At 71.3% G+C, this 25,399-nt stretch carries 20 protein-coding genes; 17 read left to right on the top strand and 3 right to left on the bottom strand.

What is annotated here, in order from left to right; translation table 11 throughout:
- Window positions 1–116 precede the first annotated feature (116 nt).
- From AB2L57_RS16210 to AB2L57_RS16190, 5 genes are all read left to right on the top strand, one after another.
- The gene (locus tag AB2L57_RS16210) at window positions 117–761 is read left to right on the top strand and encodes a GntR family transcriptional regulator (protein WP_292812321.1); all 645 of its coding nucleotides are present in this window, start codon (window positions 117–119) and stop codon (window positions 759–761) included.
- A complete protein-coding gene (locus AB2L57_RS16205; protein ID WP_409047571.1) occupies window positions 758–2,284 on the top strand; it encodes an MmgE/PrpD family protein in 1,527 nt (508 codons plus the stop codon). Before AB2L57_RS16210 ends, AB2L57_RS16205 begins: the two co-directional genes overlap by 4 nt.
- On the top strand, window positions 2,284–3,183 hold the full coding sequence (gene prpB, locus AB2L57_RS16200) for a methylisocitrate lyase (protein WP_409047570.1): 900 nt from the start codon (window positions 2,284–2,286) through the stop codon (window positions 3,181–3,183). Before AB2L57_RS16205 ends, prpB begins: the two co-directional genes overlap by 1 nt.
- A gap of 137 nt (window positions 3,184–3,320) precedes the next feature.
- On the top strand, window positions 3,321–4,442 hold the full coding sequence (locus tag AB2L57_RS16195) for a bifunctional 2-methylcitrate synthase/citrate synthase (RefSeq protein ID WP_409047569.1): 1,122 nt from the start codon (window positions 3,321–3,323) through the stop codon (window positions 4,440–4,442).
- Between the two features lie 132 nt (window positions 4,443–4,574).
- Window positions 4,575–5,753: a thiolase family protein gene (locus AB2L57_RS16190; RefSeq protein WP_409047568.1), complete on the top strand. Its 1,179-nt coding sequence runs from the start codon at window positions 4,575–4,577 to the stop codon at window positions 5,751–5,753.
- A gap of 323 nt (window positions 5,754–6,076) precedes the next feature.
- Here AB2L57_RS16190 and AB2L57_RS16185 read toward each other — a convergent pair whose 3' ends face one another.
- A complete protein-coding gene (locus tag AB2L57_RS16185) occupies window positions 6,077–9,757 on the bottom strand; it encodes a choice-of-anchor I family protein (protein ID WP_409047567.1) in 3,681 nt (1,226 codons plus the stop codon).
- Between the two features lie 273 nt (window positions 9,758–10,030).
- Between AB2L57_RS16185 and AB2L57_RS16180 the strand changes: the two genes are divergently transcribed.
- The 3 genes from AB2L57_RS16180 to AB2L57_RS16170 are packed head-to-tail and all read left to right on the top strand — an operon-like array spanning window position 10,031 to window position 12,917.
- Window positions 10,031–11,197, top strand: a complete 1,167-nt coding sequence (locus AB2L57_RS16180; RefSeq protein WP_409048640.1) for an acyl-CoA dehydrogenase family protein — start codon at window positions 10,031–10,033, stop codon at window positions 11,195–11,197.
- Complete coding sequence (gene mmsB / locus AB2L57_RS16175; RefSeq protein WP_409047566.1) at window positions 11,194–12,144, top strand: 3-hydroxyisobutyrate dehydrogenase; 951 nt, start codon at window positions 11,194–11,196, stop codon at window positions 12,142–12,144. The genes AB2L57_RS16180 and mmsB overlap by 4 nt, the downstream gene beginning before the upstream one ends.
- On the top strand, window positions 12,141–12,917 hold the full coding sequence (locus AB2L57_RS16170) for an enoyl-CoA hydratase-related protein (protein ID WP_409047565.1): 777 nt from the start codon (window positions 12,141–12,143) through the stop codon (window positions 12,915–12,917). The genes mmsB and AB2L57_RS16170 overlap by 4 nt, the downstream gene beginning before the upstream one ends.
- Before the next feature lie 10 nt (window positions 12,918–12,927).
- Here AB2L57_RS16170 and AB2L57_RS16165 read toward each other — a convergent pair whose 3' ends face one another.
- Window positions 12,928–13,461 (bottom strand): MarR family winged helix-turn-helix transcriptional regulator, encoded by a 534-nt coding sequence (locus AB2L57_RS16165; protein WP_409047564.1) that lies wholly within the window; start codon window positions 13,459–13,461, stop codon window positions 12,928–12,930.
- A gap of 93 nt (window positions 13,462–13,554) precedes the next feature.
- Here AB2L57_RS16165 and AB2L57_RS16160 point away from each other — a divergent pair, with 93 nt between their 5' ends.
- The 7 genes from AB2L57_RS16160 to AB2L57_RS16130 all read left to right on the top strand — a co-directional run bounded on the left by AB2L57_RS16160 (window position 13,555) and on the right by AB2L57_RS16130 (window position 20,099).
- Window positions 13,555–14,331 (top strand): electron transfer flavoprotein subunit beta/FixA family protein, encoded by a 777-nt coding sequence (locus tag AB2L57_RS16160; RefSeq protein WP_409047563.1) that lies wholly within the window; start codon window positions 13,555–13,557, stop codon window positions 14,329–14,331.
- Window positions 14,332–14,346: 15 nt separating this feature from the next.
- A complete protein-coding gene (locus tag AB2L57_RS16155) occupies window positions 14,347–15,333 on the top strand; it encodes an electron transfer flavoprotein subunit alpha/FixB family protein (RefSeq protein ID WP_409047562.1) in 987 nt (328 codons plus the stop codon).
- A gap of 86 nt (window positions 15,334–15,419) precedes the next feature.
- On the top strand, window positions 15,420–15,614 hold the full coding sequence (locus tag AB2L57_RS16150; RefSeq protein WP_409047561.1) for a hypothetical protein: 195 nt from the start codon (window positions 15,420–15,422) through the stop codon (window positions 15,612–15,614).
- Window positions 15,615–15,700: 86 nt separating this feature from the next.
- A complete protein-coding gene (locus tag AB2L57_RS16145) occupies window positions 15,701–17,020 on the top strand; it encodes a cytochrome b/b6 domain-containing protein (protein ID WP_409047560.1) in 1,320 nt (439 codons plus the stop codon).
- Between the two features lie 237 nt (window positions 17,021–17,257).
- A complete protein-coding gene (locus tag AB2L57_RS16140) occupies window positions 17,258–18,529 on the top strand; it encodes a histidine kinase (protein ID WP_409047559.1) in 1,272 nt (423 codons plus the stop codon).
- The gene (locus AB2L57_RS16135) at window positions 18,517–19,194 is read left to right on the top strand and encodes a response regulator transcription factor (protein ID WP_292812875.1); all 678 of its coding nucleotides are present in this window, start codon (window positions 18,517–18,519) and stop codon (window positions 19,192–19,194) included. Before AB2L57_RS16140 ends, AB2L57_RS16135 begins: the two co-directional genes overlap by 13 nt.
- Window positions 19,191–20,099 carry a hypothetical protein gene (locus AB2L57_RS16130; RefSeq protein WP_292812873.1) on the top strand — a complete coding sequence of 303 codons (909 nt, stop codon included), beginning with the start codon at window positions 19,191–19,193 and terminating at the stop codon, window positions 20,097–20,099. The genes AB2L57_RS16135 and AB2L57_RS16130 overlap by 4 nt, the downstream gene beginning before the upstream one ends.
- Here AB2L57_RS16130 and AB2L57_RS16125 read toward each other — a convergent pair.
- Entirely contained in the window at window positions 20,074–20,580 is a 507-nt protein-coding gene (locus AB2L57_RS16125) for a GNAT family N-acetyltransferase (RefSeq protein ID WP_292812871.1), read from the bottom strand. The genes AB2L57_RS16130 and AB2L57_RS16125 overlap by 26 nt on opposite strands.
- A gap of 118 nt (window positions 20,581–20,698) precedes the next feature.
- On the opposite strand from AB2L57_RS16125, the gene AB2L57_RS16120 reads away from it, so the two are divergent.
- Together AB2L57_RS16120 and AB2L57_RS16115 are read left to right on the top strand one after the other, a co-directional pair.
- Window positions 20,699–21,259: an acyl-CoA thioesterase gene (locus AB2L57_RS16120; RefSeq protein ID WP_292812868.1), complete on the top strand. Its 561-nt coding sequence runs from the start codon at window positions 20,699–20,701 to the stop codon at window positions 21,257–21,259.
- Between the two features lie 246 nt (window positions 21,260–21,505).
- Window positions 21,506–25,378: a proline dehydrogenase family protein gene (locus AB2L57_RS16115; protein WP_409047558.1), complete on the top strand. Its 3,873-nt coding sequence runs from the start codon at window positions 21,506–21,508 to the stop codon at window positions 25,376–25,378.
- The last annotated feature ends 21 nt before the right edge of the window (window positions 25,379–25,399 follow it).

The following is a 25,399-nucleotide window of genomic DNA, read 5'->3' as shown; positions in this document are numbered from 1 at the left end:
GCGGCGCGCGGTAGAGGGCGCGATGTGTATGCGTTCAAGGCGCGAAGATCGCCGCGCGGCGGAGGGATCTGTCATTATGTATACATAACGGTGTCGGTGATGCGAAGGGGGATGCTGTGCGCCAGAGCGATCGCGCCTACCGCTCCCTCCTCGACGAGATCCAGAGCGGGGCCCTGCCCGCCGGCGCCGTGCTGGCCGAGACCGAGCAGTCCGCCCGGCTCGGGGTGAGCCGCACGCCGCTGCGCGCGGCGCTGAGCAGGCTCGCCGCCGACGGGCTCGTCGTGCAGCAGTCTCCGCGGGTCACCGTCGTCACGGCGATCGATGCCGACGACATCCGCGCCCTGTTCGAGGTGCGCCGCGCCCTCGAAGAGACCGCCGCCCGCATCGCGGCGCAGCGCGGCGATGCCGACGCGTTCGCCGTGCTCGAGTGGGAGTTCACCACCGCGGCCGGCGCGCTCGAGGGTGCGACGGCCCACGACGCGTACTACGCGCTCATCGCGCGCTTCGACGCCGCGGTCGACGCCGCGGTCGCCAACGACTACCTCGCCCAGGCGCTGCGCACCGTGCGCACCCACCTCGTCCGCGTGCGCCGGCTGGCCCGCGACAAACCCGAGCGGCTCGCCGCGTCGGTCGGGGAGCACCGGCTCATCGCCCACGCACTCGCACGACGCGACGGCGACCTCGCCGCCCACGCCACGCATGTGCACCTGCACAACGCTCTCGAGAGCATCCTCGTCTCCCTCGCGGAAGGAACCCCATGACCATCAGCCACCACCTGCGCGTGCACCGCAGCGACGAGTACCTGCCGCGCGAGGGCCAGCTCGCGTGGCGCATCGCCGAGGTCGCCACCGATCCCGTGGATGTCGAGCCCGATGTCGTCGACATGATCATCAACCGAGTCATCGACAACGCGGCCGTGGCCGCGGCATCCCTCACGCGCGCGCCCGTCTCGGCGGCACGGGCACAGGCGCTCGATCACCCCGTCTCGATCGGCGGGCGCGGCGCGACGGTGTTCGGCGTCGACCCCGGGCGGCGGACGTCGCCCGAGTGGGCAGCCTGGGCGAACGGCGTCGCGGTGCGCGAACTCGATTACCACGACACCTTCCTCGCGGCGGACTACTCGCACCCGGGCGACAACATCCCGCCGATCGTCGCGGTCGCGCAGCACGTCGGCGCCGACGGCGCGGCGCTCGTGCGGGCGCTCGCGACCGGGTACGAGATCCAGATCGACCTCGTGCGCGCGATCTGCCTGCACAAGCACAAGATCGACCACGTCGCGCACCTCGGCCCTTCGGCGGCTGCGGGCGTCGGCACCCTGCTGGGCCTCGACACCGAGACCGTCTACCAGGCTGTCGGGCAGGCGCTGCACACGACCACCGCGACGCGGCAGTCGCGCAAGGGCGAGATCTCGACGTGGAAGGCGCACGCCCCCGCGTTCGCCGGCAAGATGGCGGTCGAGGCCGTCGACCGGGCGATGCGCGGCGAGACCTCGCCCGCGCCGATCTACGAGGGCGAGGACGGTGTCATCGCGTGGATGCTGGATGGACCCGATGCCGCGTACGAGGTGCCGCTTCCGGGGCCGGGGGAGACCAAGCGGGCGATTCTGGATTCCTACACGAAGGAGCATTCGGCCGAGTATCAGGCGCAGGCGTGGATCGACCTCGCGCGCAGGCTGCACGGCCGGCACCCCGCGATCGTCGACCCGGCGAAGGTCGCCTCGATCGTGCTGCACACCTCGCACCACACCCACGTCGTGATCGGCTCGGGCGCGAATGATCCGCAGAAGTACGATCCGACGGCATCCCGTGAGACGCTCGACCACTCGATCCCGTACATCTTCGCCGTCGCGCTGCAGGACGGCGGGTGGCACCACGTCGACTCCTACACGCCGGAGCGTGCGGGCCGCCCCGACACCGTCGCGCTCTGGCGCAGGATCACGACGGCGGAGGATCAGGAGTGGACGCGCCGCTATCACTCGACCGACCCGGCCGAGAAGGCGTTCGGGGGACGCGTGGTCATCACGCTGACCGACGGCGCCGTGATCGAGGACGAGATCGCCGTCGCCGACGCGCATCCGCTGGGTGCGCGGCCGTTCGCGCGAGCGGACTACATCGCGAAGTTCCGCCTGCTCGCAGAGCCCGTGCTCGAGCCCGCGGAGATCGACCGCTTCGTGGCGCTCGCCGAGCGGCTGCCCGAGCTGTCGGCTGAGGAGCTCGCGCAGCTCACGATCACCGCGAAGCCCGGCGTGCTGGCTGCGGCACCCGCCCCCAAGGGCCTGTTCTGATGCTGTACGCGCAGACCCCGGCATCCGAGAAGCGCCGGCTCTTTCGCGAGCGGCTCGCATCGGGCGAACTGCTGCGGCTGCCCGGCGCGTTCAATCCGCTGTCGGCGCGGCTGATCGAGCGCAAGGGTTTCGAGGGGGTCTACATCTCGGGGGCGGTGCTTTCGGCCGACCTGGGCCTGCCCGACATCGGGCTCACCACCCTCACCGAGGTCGCTGCACGCGGCGCGCAGATCGCGGCGATGACCGAGCTGCCCGCGCTCATCGACGCCGACACCGGGTTCGGCGAGCCGATGAACGTCGCCCGCACCGTGCACGTGCTCGAGGATGCGGGGCTGTCTGGCCTGCACATCGAGGACCAGGTGAACCCCAAGCGCTGCGGACACCTCGACGGCAAGGCCGTGGTCGACGAGTCGACCGCCCTCAAACGCGTGCGGGCCGCCGTCGAGGCCCGCAGAGACCCGAACCTCCTCATCATGGCGCGCACCGACATCCGTGCCGTCGAGGGCATGGATGCCGCCACCGATCGTGCGCGGGCCCTCGTGGACGCCGGGGCCGATGCGATCTTCCCCGAGGCGATGCGCTCGCTCGAGGAGTTCGCCGCGATGCGCGCCGCGATCGACGTGCCGATGCTCGCCAACATGACGGAGTTCGGCAAGAGCGAGCTGTTCTCGGTCGATCAGCTGCGGGACGTCGGGGTCAACATCGTGATCTGGCCGGTGTCGCTGCTGCGCCTGGCGATGGGGGCGGCCGAACGCGGCCTCGACGAGCTGTTGGCCCAGGGCCATCTCTCGGGCAGGCTGGGACAGATGCAGCACCGTGCCGACCTGTACGACCTCATCGACTACGCCGGCTACGGCCGGTTCGATCAGAACGTCTTCGACTTCGAGGTACGGCGCTGAGGCCCGCACGCCACGACCCGACTCCAGACGCACCGCCCCACCGTGTAGATGTGTGTACCCATGTCCCACTTTCTGTCGCCTTGGCGTCGCCAGAGCGACAGAAAGTGGGACATCAAAACTCCAGCAAGGGAGCAGGCATGACCGAAACGACCGACATCAGGAAGGGCCTGGCCGGTGTCGTCGTCGACACGACGGCCGTCAGTAAGGTCAACCCCGAGACGAACAGCCTGCTCTACCGGGGGTATCCCGTGCAGGAGCTCGCCGCGACGCAGCCCTTCGAGGCGGTCGCGTACTTGCTCTGGCACGGTGAGCTGCCGACGGCGGAGCAGCTCGAGGCCTTCCGCGCCGAGGAGCGGGCGCATCGGTCGCTCGACCCCGCCGTCCGCGCCGCGATCGATCTGACCCCGCTGTCGGCGCATCCCATGGATGTCGTCCGCACGGCCGTCTCGGTGCTCGGGGCACGGGATGCCGAGGCATCCGACTCCTCGCCGGAGGCCGATCAGCGCAAGAGCGTGCGCCTGTTCGCGGCGCTTCCGGCGGCGGTCGCGTACGATCAGCGTCGCCGCTGGGGCAAGGAGGCGATCGAGCCGCGCGACGACCTCGACTACTCCCGGAACTTCTTGTGGATGACCTTCGGTGAGGAGCCGCACGAGGTGGTCGCCCGCGCCTTCGACGTGTCGATGATCCTCTACGCCGAGCACTCGTTCAACGCCTCGACCTTCACCGCGCGCGTGATCACCTCGACGATGGCCGACCTCCACTCGGCGGTGGTCGGCGCGATCGGGGCGCTCAAGGGACCGTTGCACGGCGGGGCGAACGAGGCCGTCATGCACATCTTCGACGAGATCGGCGAGGCCGGCGCCGTGTCGGCCTGGCTCGATGACGCGTTGGCGGACAAGCGCAAGATCATGGGCTTCGGCCACCGCGTCTACAAGAGCGGCGACTCGCGCGTGCCGACCATGAAGGCCGCGCTCGACACGCTCGTCGAGCACTACGGGGCCGCCCAGATGGCGGCGCTCTACGACACGCTCGAGGCGGACTTCGTCGCGCGCAAGGGCATCCACCCGAACCTGGACTATCCGTCGGGGCCGGCCTACCGGCTGATGGGCTTCGACACCGAGATCTTCACGCCGCTGTTCGTGGCCGCGCGGGTGACCGGCTGGACGGCCCACATCATGGAGCAGACAGCATCCAATGCCCTGATCCGGCCGCTGTCGGAGTACGTCGGGCCCGACGAGAGGCATGTTCCCGGCGCGTAAGGGCCTGCGGGGCGACGTGTGCACGACCGAGTCGGGTGGGAGGGTCGCACCTGCATCACGAATCATCATCAGCCCCACCGCTCGTGCAGACGTCGCCGTATTGAGCTGCCAACCCCGGCGTAGCCTGGTCGCATGCGATCAGCCGTCATCGTCGACGTCGTCCGCACCCCCTCGGGGCGTGGCAAACCCGGCGGAGCGCTCAGCGCCGTACACCCCGTCGATCTCGCCGCCTTGACCCTGCGCGCCCTCCTCGAGCGCAACGGACTCGAGTCGCGGCAGATCGACGACGTGATCCTGGGCTGTGTCAGCCAGGTCGGCGAGCAGGGCATGAACATCGCGCGGCAGGCGACCCTCGCCGCGGGGTTCGACGAGTCGGTGCCCGCCACAAGCGTCGACAGGCAGTGCGGGTCGAGTCAGCAGGCGGCGCACTTCGCAGCGCAGGGGGTGATCTCGCGGGCGTACGACATCGTCATCGCGGGCGGCGTCGAGTCGATGAGCCGCGTGCCGCTCGGCTCGTCGACGGCGGAGGGGTCGCCGATGTCGCCGACCTTGCGCGAGCGGTATCCCGAGGGCCTCGTGAACCAGGGCGTCTCGGCCGAGTTGATCGCCGATCGCTGGGATCTTTCCCGCGAGATGCTCGACGTCTACGCCGCCGGGTCGCACGCGAGGGCGGCGGATGCTGTCGCCCATGGCCTCTTCGACACTCAGGTCATCCCCGTCCCCACCCCCGCGGGAGTCGTCGCGGCCGACGAGACGGTTCGCCCCGCCACGACCGTCGATGCCCTCGCGGCGCTGCCGTCCGCGTTCCGCACCGACGCCATGGCGGAGCGCTTCCCCGACCTCGACTGGCGTATCACCGCGGGTTCGTCCTCGCCGCTCACCGACGGCGCGTCCGCGGTGCTGATCATGGGCGACGACGTCGCCGCGAGCCTCGGGCTGCGCCCGCGCGCCCGGTTCCACTCGTTCGCCGTCGTCGGTGATGACCCGCTCATGATGCTGACCGGCCCGATCCCCGCGACCCGCCGCATCCTGCACCGCGCCGGCCTTTCGATCGGCGACATCGATGCCTTCGAGGTCAACGAGGCGTTCGCATCGGTGCCGCTCGCGTGGGCCGCGGACGTGGGGGCGGATGCTGCGCGTCTCAACTCCTGGGGAGGCGCCATCGCCCTCGGGCACGCACTCGGGTCGTCCGGTACGCGCCTTCTCGGGACGCTGCTCGCGCGGCTCGAGCACAGCGGCGGACGCCTCGGCCTGCAGACGATGTGCGAGGGCGGCGGGCTCGCGAACGCGACGCTCATCGAGCGGCTGTAGCGCAGCATCCCGCGGTGCGGTGAGGCCGCCGGTGTGGCTGCCCGACTCGGTGCATGCGTGGTGCTCGACTGTCGCTTGTTGCGGGTGTGAGCGTGGCGGACCCGCATTTTGCGACAGCTGAACGCCGGGGGTTCGGTGGGGGTGCGTCCCTCGGTGCTCGCCTGTCGCCTGTTGCGGGTGTGGATGTGGCGGACCCGCATTTTGCGACAGCTGAGCATCGCGAGCCCGGCCCCCCGGGTCCGCCCGCCGCCCCATCGGCGCCGCCAGCGCACGCACTGCGGCCCCCGACGCGAACGCCGGGGGCCGCAGTGCGTGCACGCGGGTTACTCGACGAGCGAGCCCCGGCGCCGCAGTGCGAACAGCAGCCCGCCGGCGACGAGCAGGAACGCCCCGCCGAGGGCGAGCCCCAGCGGCAGCTGCGAGCCGGTGACCGCGAGCTGACCCTCGGCCACGACGGTCACGCCGATGCGAATCGGTTCGAGGCCCGCCGACGTGATCTCGAGCGTGTGCGCGCCGAGCGGCAGGTTCGCCGGGATCTGCACCGCGAACGATACCCGGCCCGTCGCGTCGGCGGCGGGGATGCCCGAGATGACGATCGGGTCGCTGTAGAGCGTCGCGCCGATGACCTGACCGGGCTCGAGGCCCGAGACCGTCACGTTCAGCGTCCCGCCCTGCTCGACCTGGCCCGAGCCGACGCTCACCTGTGCCCAGTCCGTGCCGGTCGAGGGCAGCGAAGGCGAGGGCGAAGGCGACGGGGTGGTCGCGGCGACCGCGCGGCCGAGGGGTGCGGGGTCGACGACCTCGAACTCCTCGAAGTACGCCACCGACGCCGACAGGTCGACCTGGCCGGTGTCGGTGCGGTCGGTGCCCGCGGCGAAGGTGACGAAGTTGTCGCCACCCGCGGCCAGGAACGAGTTGGTCACGACCGTGACCTCATCACCCGCGGCGATGGGCGTGCCATCGAGCGACATCGACAGGATGCGCGAACCGGATGCTGCCGCCTCGTCGTACTCGTAGGTGAATCCCTCCGAGACACCGAGGTGCAGCTTGGGGCGCGACGAGCCCGCGGGCTGCCACTGCTCCTCGAGCACCTGCTTCAGCTGCGCACCCGTAAGGGTCACGGTGACGAGCGTGTTCGCGAACGGCTGCACGTTGGCGACGTCGCGATAGGTCATCGTGCCGTCCTCGCCGTAGAGCAGGTCGGCGCGCAGACCGCCCGGGTTCATGATGCCGATGACGGCGGGCTCGCCCGCGTAGTCGTCGTTCGACGTCGCCCAGAGGTACATGTCGGCGACGAGGTTGCCGAGCGTGGACTCGACGCCCCGGTCGTCTCCGGGAGGCGTGCCACCGCGCAGGATGTCGGCGCTGATTGCTCCGACCTCTACGGCGCCCTCCTCCTCGGCCACGGCCGCGGCCTCGTCGACGATGGCCTGCACCGTCGGGTCGGCCTCGAACAGCGGCATCTCGTCGTCGCCGACGAGCGGCACGAGCGACGCGTCGATCGAGACGAGCTCGAGCGTCTCGGAGTCGACCGAGATGTCGAGCTTGCCGAGTGTCGTGCCGTACTGGTGCGCCTGGATCACCGGACGCTCCGTGCCCGCGACGCCGTCGACGGGCACCTCGCACGCGTACGACTGGTGCGTGTGACCCGAGACGATCGCGTCGATGTCGGCCGAGGCGCCGTTCACGAGCGCCGCGTAGTCCGAGTCACCCGAGGCGATCGTCGTGCAGTCCTCGGTGGCCGCGCCGTCGTGGGTGAGCAGCACGATCACGTCGGCAGCATCCCCCTCGACGATCTCGGCGGCGACGCGGTCGGCCGCCTCGAGCTGGTCGCCGAAGGAGATGTCGGCGATTCCGGTCGGCGTGACCATGCCGGCGGTGTCGGGGGTGACGACGCCGATGAAGGCCACGCGTACGCCGTCGACCTCTTCGACCACGTACTCCTCGAGCGCCGGGGTGTCGGTGCCCTCGAGGTAGACGTTCGCGCCGAGGCCGAACGCGATGTCGCCGTAGCGGGGCAGCACCCGGTCGGTCAGGTCGTCGAAGCCGGCGTCGAACTCGTGGTTGCCCACGGCGGCCAGGTCGAGGCCCGCGGCCACGAGCGCGTCGATCGTGGGGTTGTCCTGCTGGATGAACGACGTGAACGTCGACGCGCCGATGTTGTCACCGGCCGATACGAACAGCGTGTTCGGGTTGTCGGCCTCGAACGCGTCGACCGCCCCGGCGATGACCGCAGCTCCCGCTTCGCCGTTTCCGAAGTTGGCCTCGATGCGACCGTGGAAGTCGTTGATCGTCAGCACCTGGATGTCGGTGAGCTCGGGCGCCAGGGCGTCCTCGATCGCGAACAGGGTCGTCGTGCCCGACACCTCGTTGCCCACCGCGAGCAGCGACTCGCCCGTGGCCGAGTCCTCGGCGGCGATGAACGCGATGCTCTCGGGGCCGAGGTCTCCGGCCGCCGCCAGCTCGCCGCCGTCTTCGACCGAGACCGCGAAGTCGCGGTTGTTGATGTAGGTGACGAACTCGGATGCTGCCGGATCGGTGATGTCATAGGCGGCGATGCCGCCGACCCGCTCGAATCCGATGAAGGCGTAGGTGCGCCCGCTCAGCTCGCCGATCGCGACCGTCTCGGGCTCGGGGCCCTTGTCGTCGGAGCGGCCCTCGAGGTTCGACTCCGAGTGGTTGGAGTTGAAGAACTCGGGCGCCGCGGCGTGCGTCACCTCTTCGAACGAGGAGCCGGAGTCGAACACGCGCTCGCCGGAGGTGGTCCAGATCGAGAAGGACCGGCCGCCGAAGGCGTAGAGCTCCTCGTAGCAGTCGCCCGCCTCGCTGAGCCCGTTCTCGGTCGTGACGTTGAGGCGGCCGAGGTCGGCGTCTCCGGTGTAGCCGGCCAGCGGGCTCGTCTCACAGACGGGCAGCAGCCCGTCCTCGCCGAGGTCCTTCACACGAGCGCCCTCGACGTACTCGCCCCACTCGCGGGCGTCGCCCTCGTTCGCGGTGACGAGGTAGGTCTGCCCACCCGCGGTGTAGGAGGCCATGCCGTCGGGCATGTAGATGCCGTTCAGGCCCTCGAAGGTGCGGAGGCTGAACGAGGGCTCACCCTCGGGGTCGCGGTCGCTCGGGTCGAGCGCCTCGACACCGTGGTCGGTGAAGCCCAGCGACCACAGGTCGGTCACCGTGGCGGTCGCGAGGTCGATCTCGGCGATCGCGTTGGCTTCCTGCAGCGCCGCGTAGGCGGTGCCGCCGTCGGTGACGATGTATTCGGGCTCGAGGTTGCGCGAGACGCGAGTGCTGTCGTCGCCGCCCACGTTCGGCCCGAACACCCGCACGCCCTCGGGCAGGTTCTCGCCCTCGTACGCGCCGAAACCGGCGATGCGCACGGCATCCTGCGTGGGGGCTGCGACCGTGCCGAGCCCCGGCAGTGCGACCACGCCGATCGATCCCTCGGGATCGATGTCGAAGGCCTCGCTCGGCTCGCCCTCGTTCGCGACGACCGCGTACGCGCCGTCGGCCGAGATCGTGACCATGTCGGGCAGCGCCCCCACGGTGACGCTGCCGAGGATCGTGGCTTCGTTCGCGTTCGCGTCGAAGAACACCAGGGTGCCGGCATCCGTCTTCGTCTCGTTCTCGAAGGCGATGACGCCCAGGCCGTCCGCGCGCACCGCGACGGAGTTGGCCACGCCGCTGCTCTCGAGCGAGTACAGCTTCGCGATCGCCGTGGGGTCGGAATAGTCGAGCACGTCGACCGCGCCGGCCTGCGCGTTCACGACGAACAGGCGGTCGCCGTGCGCGACGACGATCTCGGCGGCGGATTCGTCGAACACCCCGGTCTCGAAGGTGCCGAGGGGCGAGAGCGAGAGGGCGGCGCCGTCGGCCGAGTAGGTGATCGGGTCGGCGACGATGTTGGCGGTTGCTGCGGCGACGGGCGTGAGTGCAAGCGCGCACGTCGTCGACGCGACGACCGCGGCACCGAGCGCGCGGCGGCGCCAGGGGGTATGCGAAGGCATCTGTGTCCTCGGGTCAGGAGTGGTGGGTGCGGGCGCGAATGCGTCCTCGTCCTGCCTAACCACCGCCGGTGTCAGCCGGGTGAACACGAGGCGAACGGCGTATGCGCACACATGCATCCCTTGCGGCCCCGGGGATTTAGTAGGATGTCCATGTAAATCCACGGTGCCCACCCGGCACTTCGTTGGCCGTGCGTCGATGCCGACGTCCGGCATCCCGTACGCGCCGACGAGGGCGCGGAGGAGGACGACATGACCATCGCTCAGCCCACCCCGATGAGCGTTTCCGCGGCCGCCCACAGCCCCGCGGACGACGACGAGCTCGAAGCGATCCGCCAGGCGGTGCAGGACTTCGCGCGCACGGAGCTCGAGCCCTACGCCGCGCAGTGGGATGCCGATGCCCGCTTTCCGGTCGAGACACTGCGCCGCGCCGGTGATCTCGGCCTCGGTGGCATCTGCATCGCCGAGGACGTCGGCGGCACGGCCCTCAGCCGACGCGCATCGACGGTGATCTTCGAAGAGCTCGCGCAGGGCGATCCCACGATCGCCGCCTACATCTCGATCCACAACATGGTCGCCGGCATGATCGATCGGCACGGTTCGGCGCAGCAGCGGCAGACCTGGCTGCCGCGCCTGGTCGAGATGTCGGCGCTCGGCTCCTACTGCCTGACCGAGCCCGGGGCGGGATCGGATGCCGCGGCGATCACGACCTCGGCGATCCGCGCGGGCGACGAGTACGTGCTGACGGGGGTCAAGCAGTTCATCTCGGGCGCGGGCGTCGCGGCGGTCTACGTCGTGATGGCGCGCACGGGCGAGGCGGGGGCCCGCGGGGTGACCGCCTTCGTCGTGCCCGCCGACACTCCCGGTCTGTCGTTCGGGGCCGAAGAGGAGAAGATGGGCTGGCGCGCGCAGCCGACCCGGCAGGTCGTGCTCGACGAGGTCCGGGTTCCCGCCACCGCCCGGCTCGGCGACGAGGGCGAAGGCTTTCGCATCGCGATGGGCGCGCTCGATCCGGGTCGCCTCGGCATCGCCGCCTGTTCGATCGGCGGCGCGCAGGCGGCGATGGATGCGGCCATCCGCTACGTGCACGAGCGCTTCACCTTCGGCGAGCCGCTGGCCGAACGACAGAGCGTGGCGTTCACGATCGCGGACATGGCCACCGAGCTCGCCGCCGCGCGGGCGCTCGTCGCCGAGGCGGCGACCGCGTTGGATGAGGGGCGCGCCGATGCGGTGATGCGGTGCGCGATGGCCAAGCGCTACGCCACCGATGCGGGATTCCGGGTCGCGAACGAGGCGCTGCAGCTGCACGGTGGATACGGCTACCTGCGCGACTACGGCATCGAGAAGATCGTGCGCGATCTGCGCGTGCACCAGATCCTCGAGGGCACGAACGAGATCATGCGGGTCATCATCGGGCGCGAGATTCTGGGGGCGCCGAGATGAGCGCCGAACCCACGGACGGCGTCCACGGCGCGCGGGTCGCGGTCCTCGGCCTCGGGCACATGGGGCTGCCGATGGCGCAGAGACTCGATGCGGCCGGCGCCGAGGTCGTGACGTACGACGTCGTGCGCGAGGCCCGCGTTACCGCTGCGGCGGCAGGGCTCCGGGTCGCCGCAGACGGCCCCGCCGCGGCGGGCGAGGCTGACGTCGTGCTGACGATGTTCCCCGAGGGACGGCACGTGCTGGAGGCGTATCGCGGCGGGCTGCTCTCCGCGGCGCCGACGCACACGCTGTTCGTCGACTGCTCGACCATCGCGGTCGACGACGCCCGCGCCGCGCACGCACTGGCCCGGGCATCCGGCCATCGCTTCATCGATGCGCCCGTGTCGGGTGGTGTCGTCGGCGCCGAGAACGGCACCCTCGCGTTCATGGTCGGCGGGGCCGAGGAGGACGTCGCCCGGGCCCGGCCGCTGCTGGAGGTCATGGGGCGACGCATCGTGCACTGCGGAGGTCCGGGCCTCGGCCAGGCCGCGAAGGTGTGCAACAACATGATCCTGGGGGTCACGCAGATCGCCGTGGCCGAAGCCTTCGTGCTCGGCGAGCGGCTGGGACTCACCCATCAGGCCCTCTTCGAGGTCGCCTCGAACGCGTCGGGACAGTGCTGGGCGCTCACGACCAACTGCCCCGTGCCGGGGCCCGTGCCCACGAGCCCCGCCAACCACGACTACGCGCCGGGCTTCGCAGGAGCGCTGATGGCGAAGGACCTGGGACTCGCCGTCCGGGCGATCGAACGCACCGGCGTGGGCGCCCGGATGGGCCTTGCCGCGCGCGACATCTACAAAGAGTTCGCGCAGGGGGAGGGGGCGGGGCAGGATTTCTCGGGAATCATCCACGACGTCCGGGCGCGCTCGAGTGCGGCCCGCGACGCGCATGCCGAGGAGGGCACATGAGCGGGTACGACACGATCATCGTCGAGACCACCGGCCGGGTGGGGTGGATCACTCTCGATCGCCCCGAAGCGCTCAACGCCCTCAACACGAGGCTCATGCACGAGCTCGTCGACGCGGCGACGCGGTTCGACGCCGATCCCGGCATCGGGGCGATCGTCATCACCGGATCGGCCAAGGCCTTCGCCGCCGGCGCCGACATCAAGGAGATGGAGGATCAGGACGCGACCCAGATGATCGCCGGCGACCACTTCGGCGCGTGGTCGCGGTTCGCAACCGTCCGCACCCCCACGATCGCCGCCGTCGCGGGGTACGCTCTGGGCGGCGGCTGCGAGCTGGCGATGATGTGCGACATCATCCTGGCCGCCGATTCGGCGCGCTTCGGTCAGCCCGAGATCACCCTCGGCGTCATTCCGGGAATGGGCGGCACGCAGCGCCTCGTGCGCGCGATCGGCCCCTACAAGGCGGCCGACCTCGTGCTCACCGGTCGCATGATCGGCGCCGACGAGGCCGAGCGCGCGGGTCTCGTCTCGCGCGTGGTGCCGGCCGACGAGCTGCGGGATGCTGCCGCCGAGACCGCCGCGCGGATCGCCGAGAAGTCGCTGCCCGCTCTCTACGCCGCAACGGCCGCGCTCGACGCGGCGCTGGAGACCCCGCTCGCGCAGGGGCTGGCGTTCGAGAAGCAGGCGTTCGGAGCGCTCTTCGCGACGGACGACCAGAAGGAGGGCATGGCCGCCTTCCGGGAGAAGCGCGCGCCGAGGTTCGAGGGCCGGTGAGGCGCGCGGCTCAGAGCGGCTCGGGAACGGGCGCGGATTCGGCGAAATCTCCCGCGTCGCGCCGGAACCGGGCGAGAACGCCCACCAGCTGCGCCGTGTCGTCCTCGGTCAGCCCGATGTCGGAGAACACCTCGTTGAGCGCGGTCGTCGCCCGCTCGACCAGCGTTGCTCCGGCATCCGTCAGCACGATCATCATCGCCCGGCCGTCGCGGGGGTGCGCCTCGCGCGTGACCAGGCCGTCGCGGGCGAGACGGCCGACGGTGTGGGTCACGCTCGTCGCGTGCAGCTGCAGTCGCGCCGTCGCGCTCGACATCGGGATGCGACCCTCGCGGGTGAAGGCGAGCAGACGCAGCATCTCAAAACGGGCGAAGGTCAGATCGAACGGCCGCAGCGCCTGGTCGATGCGGGCGAGCATGAGCTGCTGCGCGCGGATCACGCTCGTGACGGCCGACATGCCCCCGGCGGCATCGCTCCAGCCGTGCGCGACCCACTGGCGGCGGGCCTCGGCGATGGGGTCGACCCGCAACGGCGCGCGACGCGGCATCTCGGCTCCCTTCCTCTCGGCCACGGTAGCCGAGGCCGAGGGCCGCGCGAAGCGCCGGACAATAGACTCGTCGAGGCGAAGGAGCAGCGCGGCATGAGGATCATCGTTCTGGTCAAAGAGGTGCCGGACACCTACGGGGAGCGCACGCTGTCGCTCGAGACGGGCCTCGCGGAGCGTGACCGGGGCGAAGCGGTGCTCGATGAGATCGGGGAGCGCGCGCTCGAGGCCGCGCTCGCCTACGCGGAGTCGACCGACGGGGTGACCGTCTCGGTGATGTCCATGGGGCGGGCCTCGGCCGTGACCGCGCTGCGCAAGGCGCTCGCGATGGGTGCGCACGACGCCGTGCTGGTCGCCGACGACGCCCTGCAGGGCGCCGACCTCGGGCTCACGGCGCGTGTGCTGGCGGCGGCGCTGAGGCGCACGGGGTTCGATCTCGTCGTCACCGGCAACCTCTCGACGGACGGCTCCGGGGGTGTCCTCCCGGCGATGCTCGCCGAACTGCTCGCGGTGCCGCACGCGACCGCGCTCACCACACTCGCGATCGCCGGCGATCGCGTCTCGGGCGATCGTGTCGACGACGAGGGGGTCGCCCGTGTGTCGGCGCCGCTGCCCGCCGTGATCTCGATCACCGAGGCGCTGCCGGACCCTCGGTTTCCCACATTCAAGGGCATCATGGCGGCCAAGAAGAAACCCTTCGAAACCTGGACCGCGGCGGATCTCGGCGTCGACACCTCGGGTGTCGACCTGCCCGCCTCGATCGTCGTCTCGGTGACGGAGAAGCCCCCGCGCCAGGCCGGGCTCACCATCGTCGACGAGGGTGATGCGGGTGAGAGGCTCGCCGAGTTCCTCGTCGAGAACCGGCTGGTGTGATGTGGATGCTGTGAGGTGGATGCTGTGACCGGACCGATTCTCGTTCTCCTGCCGCTGCGGCGATCCGGCGCCCTCGCCCCGGCAGCGGCGGGTCTCCTGGGGGCGGCGGCCGTCGTGGGCGTGCCCGTCGCCCTTCTCGTCGCCGAACCCGGCACCCGGATCGACGGCGCCGCCGCCGACGCGGCGGCGCAGGGCGCGCAGCGTGTGATCGTCGCCGAACTGCCCGGCGTCGAGGCCACGCTCGGCACGGCGATCGTCGACGCGGTCGACGCGGCGGTGCGCGCGGTCGCGCCGGCAGCGGTGCTGATCTCGAACAGCGTGGAGGGGCGGGATGTCGCCGGTCGGTACGCGGCGCGCTCCGGCGCGGCGCTGGCCGTCGACGCCGTGGGTCTCTCCCACGACGCCGAGGGTGTCGTCGCGCACCATTCCGTCTACGGCGGTGCCTACAGTGTCGTTTCCGCGGCCACGTTCGGCCCTCTCGTGGTCACGGTGCGCCAGGGCGCTGTGCAGGAGCGCGCCGCCGCCGCGTCGCTTGCGGTCGAGACGATCGACGTGTCGCGCGGGGAGGGGGCGACAGCATCCGTCGAGTCGTTCGACGAAGTCGCGCGGTCGTCGTCGCGTCCCGAACTGCGCGGGGCGGCCAGGGTCGTCTCGGGCGGGCGCGGACTCGGTTCGGCCGAGGGATTCGCGCTCGTCGAGCATTTGGCCGATACGCTGGGCGCTGCCGTCGGCGCGTCGCGGGCGGCGGTCGACGCGGGATACGTGCCCGCCTCGCACCAGGTCGGACAGACGGGGGTCTCGGTGTCGCCGCAGCTGTATGTCGCGCTCGGAATATCGGGGGCGATCCAGCACAAGGCGGGCATGCAGACGGCCAAGACGATCGTCGCGATCAACAAGGACGCCGACGCGCCGATCTTCGGGATCGCCGACTTCGGGGTCGTCGGCGACGTGTTCACCGTCGTGCCGCAGCTGATCGACGCGCTCGCCGCGCGGAAGAAGTAGCCGCGTGCAGGAGCAATCGAGGATCGTGCGCCGAGGTCTGCCCCGCACGCCGGGCGGTGATCCCTGGCCGGTCGTTGCAGCTGCCGATGCCGGTGTCGATGCCGCTGTCGATGCCGCTGGTGCTGGTGCTGGTGCTGGTGCTGGTGCTCGTGCTGGTGCTGGTGCTGGTGCTGGTGCTCGTGCTGGTGCTGGTGCTGGTGCTGGTGCTGGTGCTGAGGATGTCGATGTCGATGTCGATGTCGATGTCGATGTCGATGTCGATGTCGATGTCGCCCCGCTGACAGTGTCCCGAAATCCGTCGCCCGACCGCCTTCCGGGCGACGGAATACGGGACACCGCCCCCGCCGAGGCCCCCGCACCGAGGCCGGTGTCCCCATCTCCGTCGCCTGAGCAGGCGGCAGGCGACGAAATACGGGACACCCAGAGCGGCGGCATCCGTCGGGGTCTGCCGCGCACCCCCGGAGGTGCGCCCTGGCCGACGGCCGACCGCCCGGCCCCCGTCCCGGCCACCGCTCCGGCATCGCCGCCGCCCGCGCCGGCCCCCGCTCCGTCATCGCCGCCTTCCGCGCCGGCCGCACCGACCGCCATCGAGTGGGATGCTGTCAGCCCGCCCTCGCTCGCGACCCCGTCCAGCCCGCGGCCCGACCCCGCCCCGGCCCCCGGCACCGTGGCGGCTGCCGCGGGCCCGGACCTCAGCATCCCCCTGCCCTTCACCCGCACGGTCTGGCCCGGCGCCGCCGCCCGCACGCGCACCGGTCACGATCTCGAGCGGCAAGCACCGCGGCGCATCCGCGGACTGACCCGTGCCCAGTGGGCGCTCGCCACCGTTCTCGGCGGCGGCGCGCTGCTCTTCGGCGCCGCGATGGCGGTCGCGGCGGCGCGGTGGCTCATCAGCCTCGATGTCACGAGGGAGTTCCTCGCCGCCTTCCCCGGTGAGTACCCGCTGCCCGCGGGCAGCTCCGAGGGATTCCCGGCGTGGGTGCAGTGGCAGCACTTCTTCAACGTCTTCCTCATGGTGCTGATCATCCGCACCGGGCTGCAGGTGCGCTCCGAGAAGCGGCCTGCGGTGTTCTGGTCGCCGAAGGGCAATCGCAAACGCCGCATCAGCCTGACGCTGTGGCTGCATCAGGCGCTCGATGTGCTGTGGCTGGTCAACGGGGTGATCTTCGTCGTGCTGCTCTTCGCGACCGGCCACTGGGTGCGCTTGGTTCCCACCAGCTGGGAGGTGTTTCCGAACGCGCTCTCGGCCGCGCTGCAGTATGTCTCCCTGCAGTGGCCGACCGAGAACGGTTGGGTCAACTACAACTCGCTGCAACAGCTGGCGTACTTCACGACCGTGTTCGTCGCGGCACCCCTCGCCACGGTCACGGGTCTGCGCATGTCGGGCGTCTGGCCCAAGGATGCGCACACGCTCAACCGTCTCTACCCGGTCGAGTGGGCGCGCGCGATCCACTTTCCGGTGATGCTCTACTTCGTGGCGTTCATCATCGTGCACGTCGCGCTCGTCTTCGCCACCGGCGCCTTGCGCAACCTCAACCACATGTACGGCGGGACGGATGCTGTCAACTGGGCCGGGTTCTGGATCTTCGTCGTCTCGCTCGCGGTCATCGTCGCCGGGTGGGTCGCGGCGCGCCCGCTCGTCGTCGCCCCGATCGCCAAGCTCTTCGGCACGGTCAAGGGTCGCTGACCCGCGCGCCTTTCCGGCGTTGGGGCGTCAGAACGACGTTGGGGCGCGCTGCAGCACGCCCCAACGTCGTTCTGACGCCCCAACGGGTGGGAGCCGGGCAGCGAACGCCGCAACGGGGGGCCCGGCGCCGAGGTCGCCCCGACGCCGAAACACATCGCCGCGGCGGGGGATAACCCCCGCCCGAACGGGTGGGAGGCACGGGCGCGCACGGCGCGCCCCGCGTCCTACCGTGGAGCCATGTCCACCACCCCACCCAGAACACGCCCGCGATCCCCGCTCGCCTCACCCGTGCGCGTCGCGGGCGCGGCCGCGCAGCTCGCCGCCCTCGGCGTGGTCGGCCCCGTCGTCTTCACGATCCTCATCACGCTCCTGAGCGTCGGCGTGAGCCTCGTGCTCGTGCTCGGCGTCGGCCTGCTGTTCCTGCTCGCCTTCGTCTACGCGCTCTACGCCCTCGGCTGGCTCGAGACGGCCCGCATCGACGGCCTCTACGGGTTCGGCCTGCCCGTCCGCAGGCCCCGGCGCAGCCCCAAGCCGGGATTCGGCGGCTTCGTGCACACCGTGTGGCTGCAATTCATCGACCCGGGCATGTGGCGCGGTGTCGCCAACGCCGCGATCGCGACGATCCTCGGCCTGGTCGTGCTGCCGCTGATCGGCGTGTTCGCGGGCGGCATCGTGCTGGCGTTCTCGCCGCTGTTCGCCGGATCCGGCATCGTCGCCCTCGGCCGCACCGGCATCGATGTGGCCGTCGCGTGGGCTGTGCCCGCCGGCATCCTCGCGTCCGTCTTCGCCCTCGTCGCGATCGCCGGTCTCGCGATCCTGCACGGCGTGATCGCCCGCGCGATCATGGTGCCCTCGCGGGAGGCGCAGCTGGCCGAAGCCGCCCGCACCTCCAACGTGCAGCGTGCCGGGGCCGTCCGCGCAGCCGAGGTCGAGCGCACCCGCATCGAGCGCGACCTGCACGACGGTGTCCAGCCCCGGCTGGTCTCGGTGGGGATGACGCTCGGCCTCGCCCAGCAGAAGGTCGCGACCGACCCCGCCGCCGCCAAGGAGCTCATCGCCGAAGCGCACACCTCGACAAAGGCCGCGATCACCGAGCTGCGACAGCTCGCGCGCGGAATCCACGCCTCGGTTCTCGATGATCGCGGACTCGACGCCGCGCTGTCGGCACTCGCCTCCCGCTCGCATATCCCCGTCGGGCTCGACGTACGCCTGAGCGCCCGGTGCAGCCCGACCGCCGAGGCGGCGGTCTACTTCGTCATCGCCGAATCGCTCACCAACGCCGCCAAGCACTCGCGGGCCAGCGAGTGCCGCGTGCTCGTGCGCGAAAGAGAGGGCGGGATGCTGTGGGCCAGGGTCGAAGACAACGGCATCGGCGGCGCGCACGTCACGCCCGGTGGCGGTCTGGACGGGATCTCGCACCGCGTGATCGGTGCCGGCGGCACCTTCCGTCTCGACAGTCCCGTCGGCGGGCCGACCACCGTGGAGGTGAGTGTGCCGTGCGCATCCTGATCTGCGAGGATTCCGTGCTGCTGCGCGAGGGGCTCGTGCGTCTGCTCGAAGACGCCGGGCACGAGATCGCGGCGGCGGTCGCCGACGCCGACGATCTCGATGAGCTCGTGGCGGTTGCGGCGCCGGAGCTGTGCATCCTTGATGTGCGGTTGCCGCCGACCTTCACCGACGAGGGCATCCGCGCGGCCGTGCGGCTGCGTGCCACGCACCCGGAGCTGCCGGTGCTGGTGCTCTCGCAGTATGTGGAGGAGCGCTACGCGACCGACCTGATCGCCGGCCACGGGGGTGCGCTGGGCTACCTGCTCAAGGATCGTGTCGCCGACGTGTCGGAGTTCCTCGAGTCGCTCGACCGCATCAGGGGTGGCGCGACCGTGCTCGACCCCGAGGTCGTCGCCCAGCTGCTCGGCCGTCGCACCCGGGACGAGCGTATGCGACGTCTCACCGAACGCGAGCGCACGGTGCTCGCCCTCATCGCCGAGGGCAAATCCAACCAGGCGATCGCCCGCACGCTGCACGTCACCGAGGGCAGCGTCGAGAAGCACATCACCGCCGTCTTCCAGAAGCTCGAGCTCGAGCAGGATGACGCCGGCAACCGGCGGGTGCTCGCCGCGCTCGCCCACATCGAACACGGCGGCCTGCCGCCCCAGACAGGAGAACTCCGATGAGCGATCTGCTCCCCCCGCAGGCGGCGCCCCAGCCCGGCCCCGCCCCGACCGGCCCCGCGCCAACCGTCCCGAACTCCCCGACCGGTGGGTCATCGGATGGCACTCCGCGCCCCTCGGCGCGGGTCGTGTCCCTCCTCACGGTCGCGCTCGGTGCCGGCGTCGCCGTCGTCGTCGCGGGCGGTGCCGTGTTCTCGGGCATCGCCTCCGCGGTGGTGCGCACGGAATCCCGCACGATCGACGCGCGCGGGATCGCCGAGCTCGACGTCGACATCTCGGCCGGCTCGCTCGAGGTCGTCTTCGGCGATGTCGATGAGGCGACCCTCGAGGTCACGAGCGGCGGCGGCGCCGAGCGATGGGTGCTCGAGCGCGACGGCGATGAGCTCGTGGTCGCCTCGCCCGAGTGGATGCTGGGTGCCGGGTGGATCTTCGGCGGCAGCGGCCGCGCGACGCTCACGCTGCCGCAGGTGCTCGAGCGCACGGTGCTCGACGCGCAGCTCTCGCTCGCGGCGGGCGACCTCGAAGCCACCGGGAACTTCGGTGATCTCGACATCGAGATGGGGGCCGGCGATGCGACCGTGACGGGCACGGCCCGGGAACTCTCGGCCGACGTCAGCGCCGGTCGAGCCGAGCTCGAGCTGGCGGGCGTGGTGGATGCCGAGCTGACGCTCAGCGCCGGCCAGCTGGACGCTCGCCTCACCGGCGACGCACCGGACCTCGTTCAGATCGACGTCAGCGCCGGAAGCCTCGACCTGACCCTGCCGGAGGGGACGTACGACGTCGCGTCGAATGTCTCTGCGGGCACCGTGGACAACCGGCTCGACACCTCACCGGGAGCTGTGCACCGCGTGGTCGTCGAGGTGTCGGCGGGGCAGGTGATCCTCAGCGCACGAGGCGGACTTCGGTGATCGTCTCGCCGAGGAAGGGCTCGTCCTGGGTGGCACCGTCGGGGGTGAAGCCGTTGCGCGCGTAGAAGCGGTGCGCGCGCGGGTTGTCCTCGGCGACCCAGAGGTAGAGCGGCTCACCCGCCGGAGCGACGGCGTCGAAGAGCTTCTGGCCGATGCCGGTGCCGTGCCAGGCGTCGAGCAGATAGATGAAGTAGAGCTCGCGGGCGCGCGGGGCGTCGTCATCGCGCGCCGGACCCGCTCCGACGAATCCCACGATCTCGCCGTTCACGAGTGCGGCGTACTGGATGTAATCCTCGCCCTGGTTCATCCAGTGGGTCCACAGCTCGGCCATCCGGCGGGCTGAGACGCTCTCGAGGGCGGCCCTGCTGATGAGGTGATCGTAGGTCTCGTGCCAGCAGGTGGCGTGCACGCGACCGAGGGCTTCGGCATCCACGTCGCGGACGGGACGGACAACGGTGTCGGTCTGAAGCTCGGCTTCCATGGGCCAGACTCTACGTCAGCGGCAGGCGCTCACGAAATCGGGTGGCCGTGTGTATCGGCGTTGTCGGAGACGCACAAACGAATGCCAGGATCGGGTGCGCTTCGCTACCATCCCCGACGTGAATGTGATCTGGCGCACCCTGCTCGTGATGCTCTCCGCCCGCCGTCGTCTGCGGCGCGAGGGCACGCTCGATTCGCACGAGGTCGGTCGCATCCGCATCACGACGCTGCCGACCGACATCGACGTGCTGCGGCACATGAACAACGGCCGGTATCTGTCGCTGTTCGACCTCGGCCGATGGGACCTGCTGATCCGCACGGGCCTGGCCGACGCGATGCGCAGCAACGGGTGGTACGCCGTCGTCGCCGCCGAGACGATCACCTTCCGCAAGTCTCTCGAGCTGTGGCAGCGCTTCGACCTCGAGACCCGCCTGATCGGGCATGACGACCGCGCGATCTACCTCGAACATCGCGCCCTCGTGGATGGCGAGATCCACGCCCGCGCGATCATCCGCGCGCGCATGCTCAAGCGCTCGGGCGGCACGCTCTCGCACGATGAGCTCTTCGCGGCGGTGGGGCGCCCCGAGGGGCTGCCGGAGGTTCCGGCGTGGGTGCACGAGTGGGCGGCAGCATCCACCCTGCCCTCGACGCGCCGCCCGGCGCCCAGCGACTGGACGTGACCCCGGTCGGCCGCGCCCTCGCCGCGCGTCCGTGACCCCCTCTCCCCGGCGTTGGGGCGTCAGAATCACCGTGGGGCGTGCTGCTCCGCGCCCCAACGCGGCGCTGACGCCCCAACGCGCACGACGCCGCAACGCGCACGACGCCGCAATTGCCCCACGCCGCAACCGCCGAAGGCGCGCAAGACACGGGATGCCGGAGCCCCGCCATTGCGGCAGCCCCGAGGAATCGCCGCCTAGGCTGAACCCATGGTGACCACCCCCGACCACGGGGACACCGGCGCCCCGGCCGCCGGCGAGGACCTCGCCGCCCGTGCCGTCCAGCTCGCGCAGCGTTGGGTGGCCGAGAGCGCCCAGGTCGATGTCGACCCCGCCGCCGAGCGTCTGGCCGGTGTCCTGAAGGACCGCAACGGACTGCCCTTCACTCTCGGCTTCGTCGACGGCGTGATGCGACCCGAATCGCTCGTGGCGGCAGCATCCAATCTGCAGCGGGTGGCTCCGCTCGTGCCCGACTTCCTTCCCTGGTACCTGCGCGGAGCGGTGCGGGTGGGGGGCACCATGGCGCCGGCCCTGCCGAGCCCGGTCGTGCCCATCGCGCGGCGTGTGCTGCGCGAGATGGTCGGGCATCTCATCGTCGACGCGCGGACCGAGAAGCTGGGCCCCGCGATCGCGAAGCTGCGCGAGGGCGGCGCGCGACTGAACCTCAACCTGCTCGGCGAGGCTGTTCTCGGCGATCAGGAGGCCGGCCGGCGACTCGAGGGCATCCACGAGCTGATCCGGCGCCCCGATGTCGACTACGTCTCGGTCAAGGTCTCTGCGATCGCCAGTCGCATCTCGATGTGGGCGTTCGATCAGACCGTGGATGCTGTCATCCAGCGCCTCCTGCCCTTGTATCTGTCGGCGGCCGATCCGGTGGCGCCGACCTTCATCAACCTCGATATGGAGGAGTACCGCGATCTCGACCTGACGATCGCGGTGTTCACCCGCCTGCTCGAGGACCCCCGGCTGCACCGCCTCGAGGCGGGAATCGTCCTGCAGGCCTACCTGCCCGATGCCGCCCCCGCGCTGCGCGAGCTGACGGCGTGGGCCCGGCACCGCGTGGACGCGGGCGGAGGGCGCATCAAGGTGCGCCTGGTCAAGGGCGCGAACCTCGCGATGGAGCACGTCGACGCCGCCCTGCACGGCTGGGATCTCGCCACCTACGACCGCAAGCTCGACTCGGACGCCAACTACCTGCGCTGCCTCGACGAGGCGCTCCAGCCCGCACGCACACGGGCCGTGCGCATCGGCGTCGCGGGGCACAACCTCTTCGACGTCGCCCACGCGCGCCTGCTCGCCGAGCAGCGCGGGGTCACCGCCGACGTCGACTACGAGATGCTGCTGGGCATGGCGCAGGGCCAGGTCGCGGCGGTCTCGCGCGATGTCGGGCCCGTGCTGCTGTACGTGCCGGTCGTGCGCCCCGACGAGTTCGACGTCGCCATCAGCTACCTCGTGCGCCGACTCGAGGAGAACGCCTCGAGCGAAAACTTCCTCTCGGCAGCGTTCGACCTCGCCGATGACCCGGCCCTGTGGGAGCGCGAACGCGATCGCTACCTCGCCTCGGTCGCACGCGCATCCGATCCCGCACTCGCGACGGGGCCGCGCCGCCGGCAGGATCGCGCGGCGGCATCCACCGACCCGGCATCTACCGATCCGGCATCTACCGACCCGGCATCCACCGACGCGGCATCCACCGACGCGGGGCCCGCCGCCCCGGTCCCGGACGCGGCCGATCTCGACGACGCGCTCACCCTGCCGATGACCCGCCGCCCCGCGCGCGATGTGCAGGATCCCGGGCTCACCCAGGTCGTGCTGGGCATCGCGGACGGGGCCGCGGAGGGCGCGCCCGGCGACACCGCGCCGCTCAGTCCCGTGGCGCAGCCCGAGTTCTTCGCGGGAGCGGCGTTCGTCGAGACCGCGGTCTACTCGCGGCGCGAACGCGCGGCGCGGAACACCCCGGCCCCCGGCGCGACCGGCGCGGCGGGCGGGGCACCAGGGTTCACGAACGCCGCGGATTCCGACCCTTCGCTCGCCGCCAACCGCGAGTGGGCGCGCGAGGTGCTCGCGCGGGTGGAGACGTCGACGGCGGGGGATGCCACCATCAACGCGGCGCGCGTGCGCAGCGCCGACGACCTCGACGCGATCGTCGACCGGGTGCGCGCGGCGGGTTCCGCGTGGGGTGCCCGCCCCGCCGCCGAGCGGGCCGAGGTGCTCGCACGCGCGGCGGTCGTGCTGGAGTCGCGTCGCGGGCTGCTGATCGAGGTCGCCGCGTCCGAGACCGGCAAGGTCTTCGCCGAGGCCGACGTCGAGGTCAGCGAAACCGTGGACTTCGCGAACTACTACGCGGCGACATCCCGCGAACTGGACGCCGTGAGCGGCGCCGTGTTCGTGCCCTCGCGGGTGAGCGTGATCGCGCCGCCCTGGAACTTTCCGCTCGCGATCCCCGCCGGCGGGGTACTCGCCGCGCTCGCCGCAGGCTCGGGCGTCGTGTTCAAGCCGGCGCCGCAGGCGCGGCGCTGTGCGGCCGTGATCGCCGATGCCCTGTGGGATGCGGGCGTGCCGCGCGAGGTGCTCGCGCTGGTCGACATCGACGAGGGCGAGCTGGGACAGCGCCTGATCACCCACGGCGCGGTCGATCGGGTTATCCTCACCGGCTCGTGGGAGACGGCGGCGCTGTTCCGCTCGTGGCGCCCCGACCTGCCGCTGCTCGCCGAGACGAGCGGCAAGAACGCCATGATCATCACGCCGTCGGCCGATCTCGACCTCGCCGCCGCCGACCTGATCAAGAGCGCGTTCGGCCACGCCGGGCAGAAGTGCTCGGCGGCGTCGCTCGCGATCCTGGTGGGCCCGGTCGCCCGGTCTCGTCGTTTCGCCCGGCAGCTCGTCGACGCGGCGCAGTCGCTGCGCATCGGCTCGCCCTCCGATCCGCTCGCCGAGATCGGTCCCCTCATCGAACCCCCGCACGGCAAGCTCGAGTGGGCCCTCACGACCCTCGGCGACGGGGAGCGCTGGATCGTCGAGCCGCGCGCGCTCGATGCCGAGCGCAGGTTCTGGACCCCCGGCATCCGCACCGGTGTCGAGGCGGGCTCGCGCTTTCACACCGAGGAGTTCTTCGGGCCCGTGCTCGGCATCATGCACGCGCGCTCGCTCGATCACGCGATCGACCTGCAGAATGCCGTCGACTACGGCCTGACCGCGGGTCTGCACACCCAGAGCCCCGACGAGCTCGAGCGGTGGCTGGCCCGGGTCGAGGCCGGCAACCTGTACGTCAACCGCGGCATCACCGGCGCCATCGTGCAGCGCCAGCCCTTCGGCGGCTGGAAGCGCTCGTCGGTGGGCGCCGGCTCTAAGGCGGGCGGACCCAACTATCTCGTGGGGCTCGGCACGTGGCGCCCCGCCGCGGGGACGCCGTCGTCGTCGCTGCATCTGCGCGGGCTCGACTCGCGCCTCACCGCCGTGATCGAGGCGGCGCAGGCGACGCTCGACTATCCGGGGTTCGACTGGCTGCGCCGCGCCGCGCTGTCGGACGCCGTCGTCTGGGACCGCGAGTTCGGACAGGTGCGCGACGTCTCGAGGCTCGGCATCGAGCGCAACCTGTTCCGCTACCGGCCGGTGCCGGTCGCCGTCCGCGCGACGGGGGATGCGGAGTGGCGTGCTGTGCTGCGCGTCGTGCTTGCCGGTGTGCGGGCCCGTTCGCGGTTCACCCTGAGCGCCCCGGTCGGTCTGCCGGCGCCCGTGCGCCGCGTACTCGGCGAGCTGGATGTGCCCGTGCACCTCGAGACCGACGCCGAGTGGCTCGAGCGGATGGCTGGGCGGTCGACGACGTTCCTGGATGCTGTGGCCGATGAGGCGGGGCCGCCCCGGCCGCCGCGCGTGCGTCTGGTCGGGGCGGCGGAATCCGTCTCCGCGCTGCGGTCATCGCTCGCGGAGGCGGTGGCCGGGGATCCCGATCTGGCCGTGTACGCCGACGAGGTGACGACGGCAGGTCGGGTCGAGCTGCTGCCGTTCCTGCGCGAGCAGTCGATCACGATCACGGCGCACCGCTTCGGCAACCCCGATCGCACCTTTAGTGACGTGATCTAGGAATCCGCTTCCTGTGGCTTG

The organism is Microbacterium sp. HA-8, from assembly GCF_046111165.1.
In the GTDB taxonomy this organism is placed as follows: Bacteria; Actinomycetota; Actinomycetes; order Actinomycetales; family Microbacteriaceae; genus Microbacterium.
Note: the sequence above shows the minus strand (reverse complement) of the source record. Positions and strands in the feature narration are given on the sequence as shown.